The following is a 16,789-nucleotide window of genomic DNA, read 5'->3' on the forward strand; positions in this document are numbered from 1 at the left end:
CTAGGACCTTCGCCCCAGGCCGTCCGCCCGGTTCTTGCGGTTCCGGTCACGACCACCGCTCGTTACGCGCCGCGCGGATGGCGTCGCGCAGGGCGTCGGCGAACTTCATCCGTTCGTCGGGACTGAGCGCCCGGCCCACGGTCAGGCGGCGGCGATGGATCATCAGCCGCACGCGGGTCTCGTGCTCGCCCGGCTGCTCGACGTCGACGCGGGTGAAGGCGGTCGGCGAGGTCCAGATCGTGCGCGCGCCGCGCTCGTCCTCGCGGCTGACGGTGACGGCCTCGGCGGTGACGTGGACCCGCTCGGCCCGGCGCGCGGCGCGGGCGCTGGCCCGCAGCGCCAGCCACACGGCCAGCACGTCGAGGCCCAGGAACGGCAGCACCGGCGGCGCGCCCAGCACCAGCAGGAACACCGCGATCACCAGGTTGAAGGCGATGACCACGCCCAGCACGACCTTCATGCCCCGATCGCTCAGCGAGCGGTTCGGCTGGATCAGGGCGTCCATGTAGATCGGCATGGCCATGGCTGGGCAATCTAGGCGGCGCGCCCCCGCTTTGCGAGCCTCCGCCGTTGGCGACCCCCACGGATCGGGGCATATGCTCCGGACCATGGCCAAACCCGCCTCCGTCAAGAAGAAGCCCGCCGTCAAACGGATCAGCGCGGTCCAACGCGCGCGGGTCCAGGCGTTGTTCGAGCGGTTCGAGAGCCTGGAGCTTCGGCCCAAGACCGAGCTCCATTACGCCAATCCCTATGAGCTGGTCACCGCCGTGGCGCTCTCGGCCCAGGCCACCGATGTCAGCGTCAACAAGGCCACCGACAGGCTGTTCAAGGTCGCCAACACGCCCGAGGCGATGCTGGCGCTCGGCGAAGCGGGTCTGATCCCCTACATCGCCTCGATCGGTCTTTATCGGACCAAGGCCAAGAACGTGCTGGCCACGGCCCAGATCCTGGTCAGCCAGTATGGCGGGGAGGTCCCCCTGAACCGCGCGGCGCTGGAAAGCCTGCCCGGCGTCGGCCGCAAGACCGCCAGCGTGGTGCTGAACGAGCTCGACATCGAGCCCGCCATCGCCGTCGACACCCACGTCTTCCGCGTCGCCCACCGGCTGAAGCTGTCGGCTGGCAAGACGCCGGACGCGGTCGAACAGGACCTGATGCGGATCGTGCCGGAGCCCTACCAGACGCGGGCGCACCACTGGCTGATCCTGCACGGGCGCTATGTCTGCGTGGCGCGGCGGCCCAAGTGCGAGATCTGCGAGATCAGCGACCTGTGTCCGTCGCGGGAACTGTTCGTGGGGGCTTGAGGCACGGTCAAATCCTCCCCCCCCCCCCCCAGCGGGGGAGGATTTTATGTCTGCTCCATCGCCCGGATCACCGCCCGCGCGAAGGTTTCGCCGCCGTCGTGCGCGTGCTCCAGGAAGAGGTCGGGCTCGATCGCCTCCAGCTCCATCAGCTGCGGCGTATGATCAAGCCCCCGGATCAGGTCGACGCGGGCATAGGTCAGCGGCGCGCCGGCGGCCTCCAGCACCATCTCGGCCGCGCGCAGGGCCTCGGGCTCGGGGGCGATCTCGGTGACCTTGCCGCCGAACCGCGGCTGGACGCGGAAATCCCCCGGCTGGGCGACCTTGGTCACCGCGTGGCTGAACCGGCCGTCGAAATAGAACAGCGACAGCTCGCCCTCGTCGCCGACGGCCGGCAGGAACGGCTGGATCAGGGCCGGACCGCCGGGGCCGCCGTCCAGCGTCCCGCCGCGCCTGACCCGGATCGTCTCATGCGAGCTGGCGGAGATCTGCGGCTTGACCACCACCTCGTCGACACCGAAGGCGTCGAAGGCGGCCTCGACGGCTTCGGGCGTCAGCCGGTCGGGGGCGTGGGTCGGGACGACCGGCGCGCCACGGGCGGCCAGCGCGACCAGATAGGTCTTGGTCGAGTTCCAGCGCAGCACCGCCGGCGGATTGACCATACGCGCGCCCGAGGCCTCGAACGCGTCGAGCTGGGCGAACCAGTCCGCCTGGCGCGCGTAATAGCCCCAGGCCAGGGACGGCATGACCAGCCGCGCCTGGTCCGCGGCGACCGGGTCGGTCCAGGGCTGGACGGCGACCGACAAGCCGTGGCGGCGCAGCGGTTCGGCCAGGCGCTCCAGCTGCGGCGCCCAGCGCTCGCCGTGACGATGCTCGTCGCGGGCGGGGACCAGGATCAGGACGTCGGTCATCGGCTGGGTCTCGGTCTCGAGGGGCTTCGGAGCTAGGATGTCGCAGGTCTGGCGGCAAGGCTCGCGTTGCCTTGCGGCGTCACTTCCTCTAATCGCCAGAAGACTTGGGCTTTTCTATCCCGTTCTTTCAAAGGTTTGCTCCGCTCCATGACCGCGCTCTACGACGTCGCCGGCATCGGCAACGCCATCGTCGACGTCATCGCCCAGTGCGACGACGCCTTCCTGGAGAAGGAAGGCCTGGTGAAGGGCTCGATGGCCCTGATCGACCCGGCGCGCGCGGCCAGCCTGTACGACGCCATGGCCGCCGGCATCGAGGCCTCGGGCGGCAGCGTCGCCAACACCATGGCGGGGATCGCCAGCTTCGGCGGCAAGGCCGCCTATATCGGCAAGGTGGCCGACGACCAGCTGGGCCGCGTGTTCCGCCACGACATGAAGGCGATCGGCTGCGTCTTCACCACCCCGCCCCTGGCCGAGGGCCCGGCCACGGCGCAAAGCCTGATCAACGTCACCGCCGACGCCCAGCGCACCATGTCGACCTATCTGGGCGCCTGCGTGGAGCTGACCAGCGCCGACGTCGACCCCGAGATCATCGAGGCGGCCCAGATCTCGTATCTCGAGGGCTATCTGTTCGACCCGCCCGAAGCCCGCCGCGCCTTCGCCAAGGCCGCCGCCCTGGCCCACGGCGCCGGTCGCAAGATCGCCATCACCCTGTCGGACAGCTTCGTCGTCGAGCGCCACCGCGCCGCCCTGCTGGGCTTCATCGAGACCCAGTGCGACATCGTCTTCGCCAACGCCTCGGAGGTCTGCGCTCTGTTCGAGACCGACGACTTCGCCGCGGCCACGAAGGCTCTGGCGGCGCGGGTCGACGTCGCCGCCGTCACCCGCAGCGAGAAGGGCTCGGTCGTGACCTCGAACGGGCAGTCGCACGAAATCTCGGCCTATCCCGTGGAAAAAGTCGTGGACACGACCGGCGCGGGAGACCAATACGCGGCCGGTTTCCTCTATGGCCTTTCGCGGGGCCGCCCGCTGCCTATCTGTGGCCAGCTGGGCAGCCTGGCCGCCGCCGAGGTGATCGACCACTACGGTCCGCGCCCGCAGGTCTCCCTGCGCGACCTGGCCGAGAAGAACGGACTGTAAGATGGCCCGCACCGCTGAAGTGGTCCGCGAGACGAAGGAGACCCAGATCCGGGTCTTCGTCGATCTCGACGGGACCGGCGCCTCGACGATCTCCACCGGCATCGGGTTCTACGACCATATGCTGGAAAGCTTCGCGCGCCACGGCGGCTTCGATCTCCAGGTCGAGACCAAGGGCGACCTGCACATCGACATGCACCACACGGTCGAGGACACCGGCATCGTGCTGGGCCAGGCGATCCACAAGGCGCTGGACGGGTTCAAGGGCATCCGCCGGTTCGGCCACGCCTATATCCCGATGGACGAGACCCTGACGCGCTGCGCCATCGATCTCTCCAACCGGCCCTATCTGATCTGGAAGGTCGAGTTCAAGCGGCCGAAGGTCGGCGAGATGGACACCGAGCTCTTCAAGGAATTCCACCACGCGTTCGCCATGAACAGCGGCGCCTGCGTGCACCTGGAAACCCTCTACGGCGACAACACCCACCACGTGGCCGAAAGCGGCTTCAAGGCCCTGGCCCGGGCGCTGCGTCAGGCGGTCGAGCTCGACCCGAAGACCGGCGGCCACGCCCCCTCCACCAAGGGCGTGCTGTAGGAACCCTCTCCATGCAGACCGTCGCCCTGATCGATTACGGGTCGGGCAACCTGCGCTCGGCCGAGAAGGCGTTGCGCGAGGCCGCCCGCCGCCGCGCGCTCGACGCTCGGATCGTCGTCACCGCCGATCCCGAGATCGTGGCGAGCGCCGATCGCGTCTTCCTGCCTGGGGTCGGGGCCTTCGCCTCGTGCCGCGCGGGCCTGGACGCGACCGGCGTCTATCAAGCGATGAACCAGGCCGTGCACGGCCGGGGCGCGCCCTTCATGGGCATCTGCGTGGGCCATCAGCTGCTGGCCACCGAGGGCCTGGAGTTCGGCGTCACGCCGGGCCTCGACTGGATTCGCGGCCAGGTGAAGAAGCTCGAGCCCGCCGATCCGGCGCTGACCATTCCGCACATGGGCTGGAACGCCATCCAGTTCACCCGCGCTCACCCCCTGTTCGCGGGGATCGAGGACGGCGCTCACATGTACTACGCCAATTCGTTCGCCCTGACCGCCGCCGATCCGGCCGATCTGGTGGCCGTCACCGACCACGGCGGTCCCTTCACCGCGGCGGTGGCCAGGGACAATGTCGCGGGCGTACAGTTCCACCCTGAAAAGTCACAAGCCTCGGGGCTCGCCCTGCTCGCCAACTTCCTGGAATGGCGCCCATGATCCTCTATCCCGCCATCGACCTGAAGGACGGCCAGTGCGTGCGCCTGCTGCACGGCGACATGGAGAAGGCCACGGTCTTCAACAGCTCGCCCGCCGACCAGGCCCAGCGCTTCGTCAAGGACGGCTTCTCGTGGCTGCACGTCGTCGATCTGAACGGCGCCATCGAGGGCAAGTCGGTGAACACCGCCGCCGTCGAGACGATCCTGGAGTCGATCTCGATCCCGGTGCAGCTGGGCGGCGGCATCCGCACGCTGGAAGGCGTCGAGGCCTGGATCGAGGCGGGCGTGTCCCGCGTGATCCTCGGCACCGTGGCCGTGCATGATCCGGATCTGGTCCGCAAGGCCGCGCGCCTGTGGCCCGAGCAGATCGCCGTCGCCGTCGACGTGCGTGACGGCAAGGTCGCGGTCGACGGCTGGACGGGGCTGTCGGATCTCTCGGCCATCGACCTGTCGCGCCGCTTCGAGGACGCCGGCGTGGCGGCCCTGATCATCACCGACATCAGCCGCGACGGCGCCCTGACCGGCGTCAATGTCGAGGGCGTGGGCGAGCTGGCCGACGCGGTTTCGATCCCGGTGATCGCCTCGGGCGGCGTCGCCTCGGTGGCCGACATCGAGCGGCTGAAGGCCCGCCCCGGCGCCCCGATCGCCGGCGCCATCCTGGGCCGCTCGCTCTATGCCGGCACGATCAAGCCGGCCGAAGCCATCAGCGCGGCGGCCGCCTGATGCTGAAGACCCGGATCATTCCCTGCCTCGACGTGAAGGACGGGCGGGTGGTCAAGGGCGTGAACTTCGTCGCCCTGCGCGACGCCGGCGATCCGGTGGAGCAGGCGAGAGCGTATGACGCGGCCGGGGCCGACGAGCTGATGTTCCTGGACATCACGGCGTCGAGCGAGGGCCGGGGCCTGATCCTGGACGTCATCGCCCGCACCGCCGAGGTCTGCTTCATGCCCGTCTCGGTGGGCGGCGGCGTGCGCCAGGTGTCCGACATGCGCCGCCTGCTGCTGGCCGGCGCCGACAAGGTCTCGGTCAACACCGCCGCCGTCGAGAACCCCGACCTGATCGCCGGCGGGGCCGACGCCTTCGGGGCCCAGTGCGTCGTCGTGGCCATCGACGCCAAGGCGCGCGAGGACGGCTCGGGCTGGAACGTCTGGACCTACGGCGGGCGCAAGGACACCGGGATCGACGTGGTCGAGTGGGCCGCCCGGGCGGTGGAGCGCGGCGCGGGCGAGATCCTGTTGACCTCGATGGACCGCGACGGGGCCAAGATCGGCTACGACATCCCGCTGCTGAAGGCCGTGACGGCCGAGGTCAATGTTCCGGTGATCGCCTCGGGCGGGGCCGGCAAGACCGAGCATCTGGTGGAAGCCGCGCGCGACGGCCACGCCGCCGCCGTGCTGGCCGCCTCGATCTTCCACTTCGGCGAGATCTCGATCGGCGAGGCCAAGCGGGCCATGGCCGAGGCGGGCGTCCAGGTGCGCCTCGACAAGCCGGCGGAGGCCGCATGAGCCAGCGCCTGACCGAGGTCCTGCAACGCCTGGCCGCGACGATCGAAGCCCGCAAGGGCGGCGATCCGTCGGTGTCCTATACGGCCAAGCTGCTGAACGACCCCGCGCTCGCCGCCAAGAAGCTGGGCGAGGAAGCGGTCGAGACGGTGATCGCCGCCGTCGCCCAAGGCCCGGACGCCCTGGCCGCCGAAAGCGCCGACCTCCTCTACCACTGGCTGGCCCTGATGGCCGCCTCGGGCGTCTCGCTGGACGCCGTGGCCGAGAAGCTGGAAGCCCGCGAGGGGACGTCGGGCATCGCCGAAAAGGCGTCCAGAAAGTCCTAGATCACAAGACCTCGTGTCATCCCGGCCGAAGCGTAGCGTAGAGCCGGGACCCAGGGGGTGAAAGAGCGCGGCGCTTGTGGCCCCTGGGTCCCGGATAGCCTCTGCGAGGCTTCCGGGATGACACGGATTTGGCGGCGTCGAATTAAACCCGCCGCTTCAGCGCCACGTACAGCGCGCCCTCGCCGCCGTGGCGGCGGTCGGCGGTCGAGACGCCGGCGATCATCTCGCGCAGGGCCGGGTCGGCCAGCCACTCCGGCGCGCGGGTGCGCAAGACGCCCTGCCCCACCTTGCCCTTGCCGGTGATGACCAGCACCGCCCGGTGGCCCTGGCTGTACGAACGGCGAATGAAGGCCTCCAGCGTGGCGCGGGCCTGGTCCTGATCCAGGCCGTGCATGTCCAGCCGCGCGCCGATCGGGTCGCGTTCCTTGACGATCCGCAGCTTGCGATTGGGCTCGATGTGACCAGCCGGGCCCTTGAGCGGCTTGGGCGGAGCCGGCTTCAGGTCCTCTGGCCGCACCCGCAGCGGCGCGATCGAGACTAGCCGCGTCGGCGGCTCGGCCGGCAGGGCGGTGTCGGACTTCAGCGACGGCCGGATCCGCGCCTTGGACCGCATCTTCTCGGGCTTTTCCGGCGCGCGGGGGGTCACGGTCGAGGCGACCAGCCGCCAGAGGCGCTTGTCGTCGTCCGGTCCGGGCGGCGGCTTCCTGCTCACCTTAGGGCGTCGGAACGAGACGGTAGAGGCGCAGGGCATGGCGCACGCGGCCCGCCTCCGCGCCCGCCTGAGGGCCTCGGCCGAGATAGAGGTCGGCGCGAACGTCGCCCTTGATCGCCCCGCCGGTGTCGAGCGCGACCACCAGCCGGCGATAGACGGGGAAGGCCCCGGCCAGGGCCGGCGCGCTGGCGTCCAGCCAATAGAGCGCGCCATAGGCGTGGCGGCCAGGATCGACGGCGATGGCGCGGCCGGGCGGCAGGGAGACGCCCGCCGAGCCCACGGGCTCTTGGCCGTCGTCCTCGGCCATCTTGAAGAACACGTAGCGCGGGTTCAGCCGCATGATCGCGTCGGCCTCGGGCCCGCGATGCGCGGCCAGCCAGGTCCGGATGGCGTCGCCGGAGGTATTGTTGTCGGGCAGCAGGCCCTTGTCGCGCATGGGGGCCGCGATCCCGACGAAGGGCCGGCCGTTGGTTCCGGCGAACACAGCCTTGACGCGGCGGCCGTCGGGCAGCGCCAGCACGCCCGAGCCCTGGATCTGCAGGAAGAACAGGTCCTCCGGCCGCATCCAGGCCAGGGGCTTGTCGGTCGGGACGGCCTCGATCTCGGCGCGGTCGGGATAGGGAACGAAGGCCCTGCCCGCCACGCGGCCCATGATCTTTCGGCCCGCCAGCGACGGATCGAAGGCGCCCAGGTCGACGACGGCCAGGTCCTCGGGGGCCGCGCGAACGGGGGACGCGAATTCGGCGTTGCGCGACATCCGCGCCGGATATTCGGGGGCGAAATAGGCGGTGAGCAGGCCCTGGTCGCCGACCGCCTCCGGCCGGAAGTTGGCTTCGAAGAAGGCCTGGGCGGCGGCGGCGTCCGGGTCCTTGACGGCCCGCGCCAGCGCGCAGACGCGGCTGATCGCCGGATCCTTCGAGACGCCGCATCCCGACTGAAAGGCCTTCAGCGCGGCGAGATGATCCTCCCGCGCCCAGCCGGGAAGATCCCCGAAGGTCAGAACCGCGCCAGGCGGCGTGACGGGCGGCGGCAGAACCGGGTTCTGGGACGGGACTTGGGGCGCGTTCGGAGCCGGCGGCGGCGCGGCAGGCTTCGGCGGCGGCGGCGGCGCGACGGCGCTGGCGCAGGCGCTCAGCAGCAGAACCGCCAGCGCCAGCGGGGCGATGGCGGTCGAAGCGGTCCGGACGCGGGCCATCACGCCTCGGCGGCGGCGACGAACGACAGCAGCCAGTTGGGATTGGCGCTCTTGACCTCGCGCTCGAAGGTCCAGAGCTCGGCGGTGCGGCGGTCGTCGACGCCCTCGCCCCGCTCGTCCTTGGTGCGCGTGCGGACCTCGGCCAGGATCCGCACCACCGCCTGGGCGATGTCGCCGATCAGGTCGATCTTCTCGAGATCCAGGCGCGGCGCCGCCAGGAACTCGACCTTTTCGCTGCGGCCGGCGGCCTCGCGGGCGACCATGGCCTGTTCGAAATTGGCCATCACCTCGGGCGCCAGCAGCGGCCGCAGGGTCTCGCGATCGCCCTCGGCATAGGCCTTGACGATCTGCTCATAGGCCGTGCGGGCCCCCGCCAGGAACTTGGCCGGGTCGAAGTCGGGCTGGCGGGCGCGCAGCGCCGTCAGCCCGTCCGAACGAAAGCTGGCCGCGGCGTCGGGAACGGGGGCGCCCGCGCTGGGCTGGGCCGGCGCCGGCGCGTCCTCCGGCAAGCGGCCGACGCGCCGCCCGAGGGTGGCGTAGAGCTGGTACAGGACGACGGCGGCGACCGCGGCGAGAAACAGGATCTGGAGCACTTCGGGGTCCGTTGATGGGCTTTTGGCCCTGATGATCATGTCTATATAGGCGAGACGGCTTCTCTCGTCAGGCGCCTGGCGTTGCGCCAGACGGACCCTCATGGTAGCAGCGCCCACCTTTCTTTTTGGCGTTCTAGGCGCCGATTACGGATATTGTCCTAATGACCGACACCACCGCCCCCAACGGCGCCCCCGAAACCGTTTCGGACGAAAACGCCGCGGCGCAATCGGGCATCCGGATCCTGGCCCAGTTCGTGCGCGACTTCTCGTTCGAGAATCCGCTGGCGCCGGACAGCCTGCGCGCGGGCGCCAGCCAGCCGGCGATCGACATGGGCGTCGAGATGAACGCCCGCGGCCGTCCCGACGGCCTGTTCGAGGTTGACCTGAAGCTTTCGGCCCGCGCCCTGCGCGAGGACCAGGCCGTGTTCCACGTCGAGATCGTCTATGGCGGCCTGTTCCATATCGAGGGCGTCAGCCAGGAAGACCTGGAGCCGGTGCTGCTGATCGAGTGCCCGCGCTTCCTGTTCCCCTATGCCCGCCGACTGATCTCGGACGTGACGGCCGAGGGCGGCTTCCCGCCGTTCCTGATCGACCCGATCGACTTCGCCGGCGTCTACGCCGCGCGCAAGGCGCAAGCCGAGGCCGGCGGCGTGGTCGGCAACGCCTGATTATCAGGCGTACAGAGTTTCGGAGGGGCTCGGCCGAAAGGCCGGGCCCTTTTCTTTCGCGCCAACCCCAAACCCGCCGATCTTCCCCGCTTTCGCGGGGATGATCGGCGCGGCGTCACGGCTGCAGCCGGTACCCGCCCATCTCGGTGATCAGGATCTTCGCCACCGTCGGATCGGGCTCGATCTTCTGGCGCAGGCGATAGACGTGGGTTTCCAGCGTGTGGGTCGTGACCCCGGCGTTGTAACCCCAGACCTCGGTCAGCAGCTCCTCGCGCGACACGGGCTTGGAGCCGGCGCGGTAGAGGTACTTGAGGATATTGGTTTCCTTCTCGGTCAGCCGCACCTTCTTCTGCTTCTCGTCGACCAGGAGCTTGGCCGAGGGGCGGAATTCGTACGGACCGATGCGGAACAGCGCGTCCTCGGAGGCTTCATAGCTGCGCAGCTGGGCGCGGATGCGGGCCAGGAGCACCCCAAAGCGGAAGGGCTTGGTGACATAGTCGTTGGCGCCGGACTCCAGGCCCAGGATCGTGTCGCTGTCGCTGGCGGCGGCCGTCAGCATGATCACCGGCGCGGTGACGCCGTTCTTGCGCATCAATCGGCAGGCCTCGCGGCCGTCCATGTCGGGCAGGTCCACGTCCAGCAGGATCAGGTCGGGCTTGATCTCGCGCGACATCCGCGCGCCCTCGCTGGCGCTGGCCGCCTCGGCCACCGCGAACTCCTCGTGCAGGGCCAGCTGCTCGGCCAACGCGCCGCGCAGGTCGTCGTCGTCGTCGATCAGCAGAAGGGTCTTGCGTTGCGCCATGCGGCGAAACATGCACCGCTGCGGGCCTCGGGGACAACCCCGGCGAAGGCCTTAAGTCCGGGAGTCGACGATCGATGCTGTTTCGGGCCTTTGCCGACGGCCGTTTCGCGCTGAACGGCCAGACCCCGCGCTGCGCCCTGGGCAAGTCCGGCGTCATCGCGGCGGCGGACAAGCGCGAGGGCGACAACCGGAGTCCGCTGGGGACCTGGCCCATGCGCGAGGTCTGGTATCGGCCGGACGTCTATCCCGACGGCCCGGTCACCGCCCTGCCCAAGCGCGCGACGCGGCCCGAGGACGGCTGGTGCGACGCCCCCGGCGATCCGAACTACAACCGCCCCGTCGTCCTGCCCTACCCCGCCAGCGCCGAGCGGATGTGGCGCGACGACGCCGTCTACGACTTGGTGGTGATCCTCGGCCACAACGACGATCCGCCGGTTCCGGGCCTGGGCTCGGCGATCTTCATGCACCTGGCGCGCGAGGGCTACCCAGGCACCGAAGGCTGCGTGGCCTTGGCGCGCGAGGATCTCGAGGCGGTGCTCGCCCTCGCCCGCCCCGGCGACGCGGTCGAGATCGTCGCGGCCTAGGGTCTGTCTGTTTCATTCGAAACAGATAAACAGCCTAGGTTTCAAACATTTAGAGCATGGTCGCGCGCGCCGAAGATCGCCGAACCCACCCGCACCGAGGTCGCGCCCTCGGCGATGGCGATCTCGAAGTCGTCGCTCATGCCCATCGACAGCTTCTCGACCCCATGGCGCTCGGCGATCGCGCGGAGGGCGGCGAAATGCGGCGCGGGGTCCTCGCCTACGGGGGGGATGCACATCAAACCCTCGACGGCGAGATCATAGGTCGTCCGGCAGGCGGCCAGGAAGGCGTCGGCCTGTCCGGGCGCGATCCCGGCCTTTTGCGGTTCCTCGCCGGTATTGACCTGGACATAGAGGCGCGGCGCCCGGCCGGCGCGCTGGATCTCGTCGGCCAGCACGCGGGCCAGCTTCTCGCGATCGACCGTCTCGATGACGTCGAAGAAGCCGACGGCCTCGCGGACCTTGTTGGTCTGCAACGGTCCGATCAGGCGCAACTCCAGACCCGTGCGGCGAGGGCCCCAGCGCTCCATCGCTTCCTGCACGCGGTTCTCGCCGAACACTTTCTGTCCCGCCTCGAGAACAGGCGCGATATGCTCCCAGGGCTGGGTCTTCGAGACCGCGACCAAGGTCACCGAGCCCGCCGGCCGGCCGGCGCGCGTCTCGGCGGCGGCGATGCGGGCCTGGATCGCGGCGAGGGATCGGGATGACGCGGGCGACATGGGGGGCGGCCTTGCACGAGATGAGCGAACTTCAGGTCCTGTCTAGAGCGGCGGCCCACCTTCCGCCAAGAACCGCGCGGGGCCTGACCTTGCCGTCCCTGCTGTTTTTCACCGACCCCGATCGCGTCCCCCGGCCGGAGGCCGTGGTCGAACGGCTGCCGCCCGGCGCCGGCGTGGTCTATCGGGCCTTCGGCGCGCTCGACGCGGTCGAGCGCGGTCGGCGGCTGCGCGAGATCGCGGAGGCCAACGGCCTGATGCTGCTGGTCGGCGCGCATCCGGGGCTCGCCGAGGGCATCGGCGCGCACGGCCTGCACATGCCCGAACGTCTGGCGGCGGAGATTCCCCGTCTGAGGGCCGAGCATCCTCGCTGGCTGATCACGGCGGCGGCGCACGATCTGGGCGCGGTGGCGGCGGCCGAGCGCGCCGGCGCGGACGCGATCGTCGTCTCGCCGGTGTTCGCCAGCAATAGCCCCTCGGCGGGCCAGCCCATGGGCGTGGAGGGTCTTCGGCGCTGCGTCCAGGCGACGTCTCTGCCGGTCTATGCGCTCGGCGGCGTCCGGGCGAGCACGGTCGAGGCGCTGACGGGATCGGGCGTGGTCGGCTTCGCGGCCGTGGAAGCCCTGGCGGTCTAACCGCCGGACCTTAGAACTTGAAGGCGGTTTCCAACCGCACGCGCGGCGCGGGATCGGCCTGCTGGGCCTTGCGGGCGGCCAGGGCCGGATTGGTTTCGCCCAGGCTCACGGCGCCGCCGACGCGGATCGACGGGGTGACCTTGAAATAGGCGCCGGCCTGAACGTCCTGCATCTCCATCTCGCGGTTGGAGGGCTGGTCCAGATCGAGCTTCAGGCCCCAGCGGCCCTTCTTGGCGTCCCAGCGCAGGGTGCGCTTGTCCTGAGGATATTGCACGGCGGCGGTGGAGCCGGTGAAATCGTTCTTGACGGTGAAGTCGGGCGTGACCGAATGCGGCTTGGCTTGGGCGAACGCCATCGACGCCGATCCCGTCAGGATCAACGCGGCCGTCCCCGCCAGTAGAAAACGCGTCGCGACCATCGTCACTGCCGCCTGTACTCGGTTGTCCCCATCCATTCCATAAATAGGAACGGACACCTTGATTTGCGATTAAAGGCTCGACCGGAACGCGGTCAACTGGCGTTCGGTCGCACCTCGGGGCGAATTCCGCGATTCAATCGCGTCCTGTGGCGACGAGGTCACGCGATTCCTGTTTTGAGGCGGCGCGGCCATGCTATAGACCGGCTCCCGGCCGCGGGGGCGCGCCTGGATGCGTGTTCGCGCCGGCGAGACATTGGAGCGAGGTACTATGGCGTTTGAGCGTGGGTCTGTGATGCGCGGCGTCGCCGCGGGCGTCCTGGCTCTGTCGATGCTGGGCGTTACGGCGTGCGCCAGCAACAAGGCCCCCAAGACGTTTGACGCCGCGAGCCAGAAGAAGGGCTTCCTGGGCCTGGGCGGCTCCAAGGCGCCGGTCGCGCAAGGCTCGATCGGGGTCAACGGCTATCTGTGGCGCGCCAGCCTGGACACCCTGGCCTTCATGCCCCTGGCCTCGGCCGACCCGTACGGCGGCGTGATCGTCACCGACTGGTACACCAATCCGGAGACGCCCGCCGAGCGCTTCAAGGCCACGGTCTATATTCTCGACACCCGCCTGCGCGCCGACGGCCTGAACGTCACGGTGTTCAAGCAGACCAAGGACATCAACGGCGCCTGGGTCGACGCCTCCGTCGCCGACCAGACCGCCACCGACATCGAGAACGCCATCCTGACGCGCGCCCGTCAGCTTCGTCTCTCGAATATCAAGAACTAGTTTTCCTGGGAGAAGGCCCCGCCGCCCGGGCGGACCTTCTCCCGGATCCCCATATTCCTGCGCGCTCCGGCCGCGAAACCGCTTAATTTTGTCGCGGACGCGCGCGGAGCCTGCCTTGGCGGGCTCCGTTTCCAAGAGTTGGGGCGCCTTTCGCATCCAAGACCCGGTTTCCGATGGCCCGCTACAATCCCAAAGACACCGAGCCCAAGTGGCGTGAAGCCTGGGCCAAAGCCGACGTCTTCAAGACCGGCGAGATCCACGACGGCCGTCCGAAATACTACGTCCTCGAGATGTTCCCGTACCCGTCGGGCCGCATCCACATGGGCCACGTCCGCAACTACGCCATGGGCGACGTGGTCGCTCGCTACAAGCGCGCCCAGGGCTTCAACGTCCTGCACCCGATGGGCTGGGACGCGTTTGGCATGCCCGCCGAGAACGCGGCCATGGAGCGCGGCGTCCACCCCAAGGGCTGGACCTACGACAATATCGCCGCCATGCGCGAGCAGCTGAAGGCGCTGGGCATCTCGGTCGACTGGTCGCGCGAGTTCGCCACCTGCGACCCGGAATACTACGGCAAGCAGCAGGCCTGGTTCCTGCGCCTGCTGAAGCGCGGCCTGGTCTATCGCAAGGAGGCCTCGGTCAACTGGGACCCGGTCGACATGACCGTGCTGGCCAACGAGCAGGTCATCGACGGCAAGGGCTGGCGCTCGGGCGCGACGGTCGAGAAGCGCAAGCTGACCCAGTGGTTCCTGCGCATCACCGACTACGCCGACGCCCTGATCGACGGCCTGAAGACCCTGGAGCGTTGGCCCGACAAGGTTCGCCTGATGCAGGAGAACTGGATCGGCCGCTCCAAGGGCCTGCGCTTCCGGTTCCAATTCGACGGTGAAGCCCCGGATGGCCTGGCCGAGGGACTGGAGGTCTACACCACCCGTCCCGACACCCTGTTCGGCGCCAGCTTCGTCGGCATCGCCCCCGAGCACCCGCTGGCCGAGGCGCTGGCGGTCGAGAACCCCGACATCCAGGCCTTCATCGCCGAATGCCGCAAGGGCGGCACCTCGGAAGCCGAGATCGAGAGCGCCGAGAAGCTGGGCTACGACACCGGCCTGCGGGTCAGGCACCCGCTGGACCCGTCGATCACCCTGCCCGTCTGGATCGCCAACTTCATCCTGATGGACTACGGCACGGGCGCGATCTTCGCCTGCCCGGCCCACGACCAGCGCGACCTGGACTTCGCCCGCAAGTACGGCCTGCCCGTAAAGCCCGTGGTGCTGCCGAACGGCGAGGATCCGGCGACCTTCACGGTCGACAAGGAGGCCTATGTCGGTCCTGGCAAGATCTTCAATTCCGACTTCCTGGACGGGATGGACGTCGAGACCGCCAAGGCCGAGGCCGTGGCCCGCATCGAGGCCGCCGGCCAGGGCCAGGGCGCGACCGTCTATCGCCTGAGGGACTGGGGCGTCTCGCGCCAGCGCTACTGGGGCTGTCCGATCCCGGTGATCCACTGCCAGGCCTGCGGCGTCGTGCCCGTGCCGGAAGACCAGCTGCCGGTCGCCCTGCCCGACGACGTCACCTTCGACAAGCCGGGCAACCCGCTGCTGCGCCACCCGACTTGGCGGCACACGACCTGCCCGTCGTGCGGCGGCGCGGCCGAGCGCGAGACCGACACCCTGGATACGTTCATCGACTCCAGCTGGTACTTCGCCCGCTTCGCCGACACGCAAGCCGCCGAGCCGGTCGGCAAGGCGGCGGCGGACCATTGGCTGCCGGTCGACCAGTATATCGGCGGGGTCGAGCACGCGATCCTGCACCTGCTCTATGCCCGCTTCATCACCCGCGCCCTGAAGGACGAGGGTCTGCTGTCGGTCGAGGAACCGTTCGCGGGCCTGTTCACCCAGGGCATGGTCACCCACGAGGCCTACAAGAACGAGGCCGGCGACTGGATCGAGCCCTCCGAGGTCGAGATCGTCGTCGAGGGGAACAAGCGCACGGCCAGGCACGCCAAGACCGGCGCGCCGATCGTCATCGGCGACGTCGAGAAGATGTCGAAGTCCAAGAAGAACGTCGTCGCCCCCGAGGACATCTTCGAGGCCTACGGCGTCGACGCCGCGCGCCTGTTCGTGATGTCCGACAGCCCGCCCGAGCGCGACGTCCAATGGACCAACGCCGGCGTCGAGGGCAGCTGGCGCTTCACGCACCGTCTGTGGAACGAGTTCGACAGCCAGCCGGCCGGCGACTTCGCCCATGACGCCTCGGACGAGTCGGCCCTGACCCTGCGCAAGGCGGCCCACAAGCTGATCGGCTTCGTCTCGGACAGCATCGAGGGCTTCCGCTTCAACAGCGGCGTGGCGCGGCTCTATGAGTTCCTGAACGCCCTGAAGGCCGCTCCGGCGGAGGGCGCGAGCGACGCCGTCCTGGCGGCGCGCGCCGAGGCCCTGCACATCCTGGCCCGCCTGGTCGCGCCGTTCACCCCGCACCTGGCCGAGGAAGCCTGGGCCAAGATCGGCGGCGAAGGCATGGTCGTGAATGCGCCCTGGCCCAAGGCCGACCCGGCCCTGGCCGCCGACGACGAGCGCGTGCTGCCGATCCAGATCAACGGCAAGCGTCGCGGCGAGGTGAAGGTCAAGGCCGGCGCGTCGGACGACGAGGTGACCAAAATCGCTCTGGCGGATCCGAACGTCATGGCCCACCTTGAGGGCGTCACGGTCCGCAAGGTGATCGTGGTCAAGGACCGCATCGTCAACATCGTGGCCAATTGAGACCGATGAAACGCATCCTGCTCGCCGGCGCGCTGGCCCTTTCGACGACCGTGCTGTCGGCCTGCGCCGGCTTCACGCCCCTCTATGCCCGTCCGGGCGTGGAAGGCGGCCTCTCCAGCATCGAGACCGAGGCGGCCGAGGGTCGCGGCGGCTATCTGCTGCGCGAACAGCTCGACGACGCGTTCAACCATCATCAGGGCGGGCCGGCGGCCTACAAGCTCGTCTTCGCGGTCAACGAGACGCGGTTCGCCCGCGGCGTGCGCCTCGATAACGTCGCCAACCGCTATGAACTGAAGATGTCGGTGACCTGGAAGCTGCTGGACGCCAAGACCCGCGCCGAGCTGCACAAGGGGCTCACCGACGTGTCGGTGACCTACGACTCCGCCGACCAGCCCTATGCGGCGATCGCGGCCCAGCAGGACGGTCAGGAACGGGCCGCGACCGAGGCGGCCCGCAAGATCCAGCTGGACCTCGCCACCTGGCTGGCGGCCAAGAGGCCGGCTTAGAGCGCGTGGCGGCCGAG

The 16,789-nt window shown here is 69.5% G+C and carries 21 protein-coding genes; 13 read left to right on the forward strand and 8 right to left on the reverse strand.

Features of this window, described 5'->3' with window-relative positions; all coding sequences use genetic code 11:
• Positions 1 to 46: 46 nt before the first annotated feature.
• Positions 47 to 523: a DUF2244 domain-containing protein gene (locus Q0V34_RS02120; protein ID WP_297507034.1), complete on the reverse strand. Its 477-nt coding sequence runs from the start codon at positions 521 to 523 to the stop codon at positions 47 to 49.
• Positions 524 to 596: 73 nt separating this feature from the next.
• On the opposite strand from Q0V34_RS02120, the gene nth reads away from it, so the two are divergent.
• A complete protein-coding gene (gene nth, locus Q0V34_RS02125; protein ID WP_297507036.1) occupies positions 597 to 1,301 on the forward strand; it encodes an endonuclease III in 705 nt (234 codons plus the stop codon).
• 44 nt (positions 1,302 to 1,345) lie between these two features.
• On the opposite strand, the gene Q0V34_RS02130 is transcribed toward nth, so the two are convergent.
• Positions 1,346 to 2,209 carry a transporter gene (locus Q0V34_RS02130; RefSeq protein WP_297507038.1) on the reverse strand — a complete coding sequence of 288 codons (864 nt, stop codon included), beginning with the start codon at positions 2,207 to 2,209 and terminating at the stop codon, positions 1,346 to 1,348.
• A gap of 147 nt (positions 2,210 to 2,356) precedes the next feature.
• On the opposite strand from Q0V34_RS02130, the gene Q0V34_RS02135 reads away from it, so the two are divergent.
• The 6 genes from Q0V34_RS02135 to Q0V34_RS02160 are packed head-to-tail and all read left to right on the forward strand — an operon-like array spanning position 2,357 to position 6,418.
• Positions 2,357 to 3,346, forward strand: a complete 990-nt coding sequence (locus Q0V34_RS02135) for an adenosine kinase (protein WP_297507040.1) — start codon at positions 2,357 to 2,359, stop codon at positions 3,344 to 3,346.
• A 1-nt stretch (position 3,347) separates the two neighbouring features.
• On the forward strand, positions 3,348 to 3,938 hold the full coding sequence (gene hisB / locus Q0V34_RS02140) for an imidazoleglycerol-phosphate dehydratase HisB (protein WP_297507043.1): 591 nt from the start codon (positions 3,348 to 3,350) through the stop codon (positions 3,936 to 3,938).
• Positions 3,939 to 3,949: 11 nt separating this feature from the next.
• Positions 3,950 to 4,591 carry an imidazole glycerol phosphate synthase subunit HisH gene (gene hisH, locus Q0V34_RS02145; RefSeq protein ID WP_297507044.1) on the forward strand — a complete coding sequence of 214 codons (642 nt, stop codon included), beginning with the start codon at positions 3,950 to 3,952 and terminating at the stop codon, positions 4,589 to 4,591.
• A complete protein-coding gene (gene hisA, locus Q0V34_RS02150) occupies positions 4,579 to 5,313 on the forward strand; it encodes a 1-(5-phosphoribosyl)-5-[(5-phosphoribosylamino)methylideneamino]imidazole-4-carboxamide isomerase (protein WP_297507046.1) in 735 nt (244 codons plus the stop codon). Before hisH ends, hisA begins: the two co-directional genes overlap by 13 nt.
• Positions 5,313 to 6,095, forward strand: coding sequence for an imidazole glycerol phosphate synthase subunit HisF (gene hisF, locus Q0V34_RS02155; RefSeq protein ID WP_297507048.1), 783 nt, complete (start codon positions 5,313 to 5,315; stop codon positions 6,093 to 6,095). The genes hisA and hisF overlap by 1 nt, the downstream gene beginning before the upstream one ends.
• Positions 6,092 to 6,418 carry a phosphoribosyl-ATP diphosphatase gene (locus Q0V34_RS02160; RefSeq protein WP_297507050.1) on the forward strand — a complete coding sequence of 109 codons (327 nt, stop codon included), beginning with the start codon at positions 6,092 to 6,094 and terminating at the stop codon, positions 6,416 to 6,418. Before hisF ends, Q0V34_RS02160 begins: the two co-directional genes overlap by 4 nt.
• 142 nt (positions 6,419 to 6,560) lie before the next feature.
• Here the strand turns inward: Q0V34_RS02160 and Q0V34_RS02165 are convergent, their stop codons facing one another.
• Genes Q0V34_RS02165 through timA form a run of 3 tightly spaced genes read right to left on the reverse strand, consistent with a single transcriptional unit; the run spans position 6,561 to position 8,957 of the window.
• Complete coding sequence (locus Q0V34_RS02165) at positions 6,561 to 7,130, reverse strand: Smr/MutS family protein (RefSeq protein ID WP_297507052.1); 570 nt, start codon at positions 7,128 to 7,130, stop codon at positions 6,561 to 6,563.
• A 1-nt stretch (position 7,131) separates the two neighbouring features.
• Entirely contained in the window at positions 7,132 to 8,325 is a 1,194-nt protein-coding gene (locus Q0V34_RS02170) for an MltA domain-containing protein (protein ID WP_297507053.1), read from the reverse strand.
• Positions 8,325 to 8,957 (reverse strand): TIM44-related membrane protein TimA, encoded by a 633-nt coding sequence (gene timA, locus Q0V34_RS02175; RefSeq protein WP_297507055.1) that lies wholly within the window; start codon positions 8,955 to 8,957, stop codon positions 8,325 to 8,327. Before timA ends, Q0V34_RS02170 begins: the two co-directional genes overlap by 1 nt.
• Positions 8,958 to 9,079: 122 nt before the next feature.
• On the opposite strand from timA, the gene secB reads away from it, so the two are divergent.
• On the forward strand, positions 9,080 to 9,586 hold the full coding sequence (secB, locus tag Q0V34_RS02180) for a protein-export chaperone SecB (RefSeq protein WP_297507057.1): 507 nt from the start codon (positions 9,080 to 9,082) through the stop codon (positions 9,584 to 9,586).
• A gap of 115 nt (positions 9,587 to 9,701) precedes the next feature.
• On the opposite strand, the gene Q0V34_RS02185 is transcribed toward secB, so the two are convergent.
• On the reverse strand, positions 9,702 to 10,388 hold the full coding sequence (locus Q0V34_RS02185; RefSeq protein ID WP_297507059.1) for a response regulator transcription factor: 687 nt from the start codon (positions 10,386 to 10,388) through the stop codon (positions 9,702 to 9,704).
• A 74-nt stretch (positions 10,389 to 10,462) separates the two neighbouring features.
• Here Q0V34_RS02185 and Q0V34_RS02190 point away from each other — a divergent pair, with 74 nt between their 5' ends.
• Positions 10,463 to 10,972, forward strand: coding sequence for a L,D-transpeptidase family protein (locus tag Q0V34_RS02190; RefSeq protein ID WP_297507061.1), 510 nt, complete (start codon positions 10,463 to 10,465; stop codon positions 10,970 to 10,972).
• Between the two features lie 41 nt (positions 10,973 to 11,013).
• Here Q0V34_RS02190 and Q0V34_RS02195 read toward each other — a convergent pair whose 3' ends face one another.
• On the reverse strand, positions 11,014 to 11,688 hold the full coding sequence (locus tag Q0V34_RS02195) for a YggS family pyridoxal phosphate-dependent enzyme (RefSeq protein ID WP_297507063.1): 675 nt from the start codon (positions 11,686 to 11,688) through the stop codon (positions 11,014 to 11,016).
• 11 nt (positions 11,689 to 11,699) lie between these two features.
• On the opposite strand from Q0V34_RS02195, the gene Q0V34_RS02200 reads away from it, so the two are divergent.
• Positions 11,700 to 12,320 carry a thiamine phosphate synthase gene (locus tag Q0V34_RS02200; RefSeq protein WP_297507064.1) on the forward strand — a complete coding sequence of 207 codons (621 nt, stop codon included), beginning with the start codon at positions 11,700 to 11,702 and terminating at the stop codon, positions 12,318 to 12,320.
• A gap of 10 nt (positions 12,321 to 12,330) precedes the next feature.
• On the opposite strand, the gene Q0V34_RS02205 is transcribed toward Q0V34_RS02200, so the two are convergent.
• Positions 12,331 to 12,738, reverse strand: coding sequence for an NtrZ family periplasmic regulatory protein (locus tag Q0V34_RS02205; RefSeq protein WP_297507066.1), 408 nt, complete (start codon positions 12,736 to 12,738; stop codon positions 12,331 to 12,333).
• A 253-nt stretch (positions 12,739 to 12,991) separates the two neighbouring features.
• On the opposite strand from Q0V34_RS02205, the gene Q0V34_RS02210 reads away from it, so the two are divergent.
• From Q0V34_RS02210 to lptE, 3 genes are all read left to right on the forward strand, one after another.
• A complete protein-coding gene (locus tag Q0V34_RS02210) occupies positions 12,992 to 13,507 on the forward strand; it encodes a DUF3576 domain-containing protein (protein WP_297507725.1) in 516 nt (171 codons plus the stop codon).
• Between the two features lie 173 nt (positions 13,508 to 13,680).
• On the forward strand, positions 13,681 to 16,266 hold the full coding sequence (gene leuS / locus Q0V34_RS02215) for a leucine--tRNA ligase (RefSeq protein ID WP_297507068.1): 2,586 nt from the start codon (positions 13,681 to 13,683) through the stop codon (positions 16,264 to 16,266).
• Positions 16,267 to 16,271: 5 nt separating this feature from the next.
• Positions 16,272 to 16,772: an LPS assembly lipoprotein LptE gene (lptE, locus tag Q0V34_RS02220; protein ID WP_297507070.1), complete on the forward strand. Its 501-nt coding sequence runs from the start codon at positions 16,272 to 16,274 to the stop codon at positions 16,770 to 16,772.
• Positions 16,773 to 16,789 lie beyond the last annotated feature (17 nt).

Source organism: uncultured Caulobacter sp. (genome assembly GCF_947036865.1).
Taxonomy (GTDB): Bacteria; Pseudomonadota; Alphaproteobacteria; order Caulobacterales; family Caulobacteraceae; genus Caulobacter.

Excerpts from the sequence above, each read along its gene's own strand:
- Q0V34_RS02120 (WP_297507034.1), bottom strand. The coding sequence starts at position 523 with ATGGCCATGCCGATCTACATGGACGCCCTGATCCAGCCGAACCGCTCG.
- nth (WP_297507036.1), top strand. The coding sequence starts at position 597 with ATGCTCCGGACCATGGCCAAACCCGCCTCCGTCAAGAAGAAGCCCGCC.
- Q0V34_RS02130 (WP_297507038.1), bottom strand. The coding sequence starts at position 2,209 with ATGACCGACGTCCTGATCCTGGTCCCCGCCCGCGACGAGCATCGTCAC.
- Q0V34_RS02135 (WP_297507040.1), top strand. The coding sequence starts at position 2,357 with ATGACCGCGCTCTACGACGTCGCCGGCATCGGCAACGCCATCGTCGAC.
- hisB (WP_297507043.1), top strand. The coding sequence starts at position 3,348 with ATGGCCCGCACCGCTGAAGTGGTCCGCGAGACGAAGGAGACCCAGATC.
- hisH (WP_297507044.1), top strand. The coding sequence starts at position 3,950 with ATGCAGACCGTCGCCCTGATCGATTACGGGTCGGGCAACCTGCGCTCG.
- hisA (WP_297507046.1), top strand. The coding sequence starts at position 4,579 with ATGGCGCCCATGATCCTCTATCCCGCCATCGACCTGAAGGACGGCCAG.
- hisF (WP_297507048.1), top strand. The coding sequence starts at position 5,313 with ATGCTGAAGACCCGGATCATTCCCTGCCTCGACGTGAAGGACGGGCGG.
- Q0V34_RS02160 (WP_297507050.1), top strand. The coding sequence starts at position 6,092 with ATGAGCCAGCGCCTGACCGAGGTCCTGCAACGCCTGGCCGCGACGATC.
- Q0V34_RS02170 (WP_297507053.1), bottom strand. The coding sequence starts at position 8,325 with ATGGCCCGCGTCCGGACCGCTTCGACCGCCATCGCCCCGCTGGCGCTG.
- timA (WP_297507055.1), bottom strand. The coding sequence starts at position 8,957 with ATGATCATCAGGGCCAAAAGCCCATCAACGGACCCCGAAGTGCTCCAG.
- secB (WP_297507057.1), top strand. The coding sequence starts at position 9,080 with ATGACCGACACCACCGCCCCCAACGGCGCCCCCGAAACCGTTTCGGAC.
- Q0V34_RS02185 (WP_297507059.1), bottom strand. The coding sequence starts at position 10,388 with ATGGCGCAACGCAAGACCCTTCTGCTGATCGACGACGACGACGACCTG.
- Q0V34_RS02190 (WP_297507061.1), top strand. The coding sequence starts at position 10,463 with ATGCTGTTTCGGGCCTTTGCCGACGGCCGTTTCGCGCTGAACGGCCAG.
- Q0V34_RS02195 (WP_297507063.1), bottom strand. The coding sequence starts at position 11,688 with ATGTCGCCCGCGTCATCCCGATCCCTCGCCGCGATCCAGGCCCGCATC.
- Q0V34_RS02205 (WP_297507066.1), bottom strand. The coding sequence starts at position 12,738 with ATGGTCGCGACGCGTTTTCTACTGGCGGGGACGGCCGCGTTGATCCTG.
- leuS (WP_297507068.1), top strand. The coding sequence starts at position 13,681 with ATGGCCCGCTACAATCCCAAAGACACCGAGCCCAAGTGGCGTGAAGCC.
- lptE (WP_297507070.1), top strand. The coding sequence starts at position 16,272 with ATGAAACGCATCCTGCTCGCCGGCGCGCTGGCCCTTTCGACGACCGTG.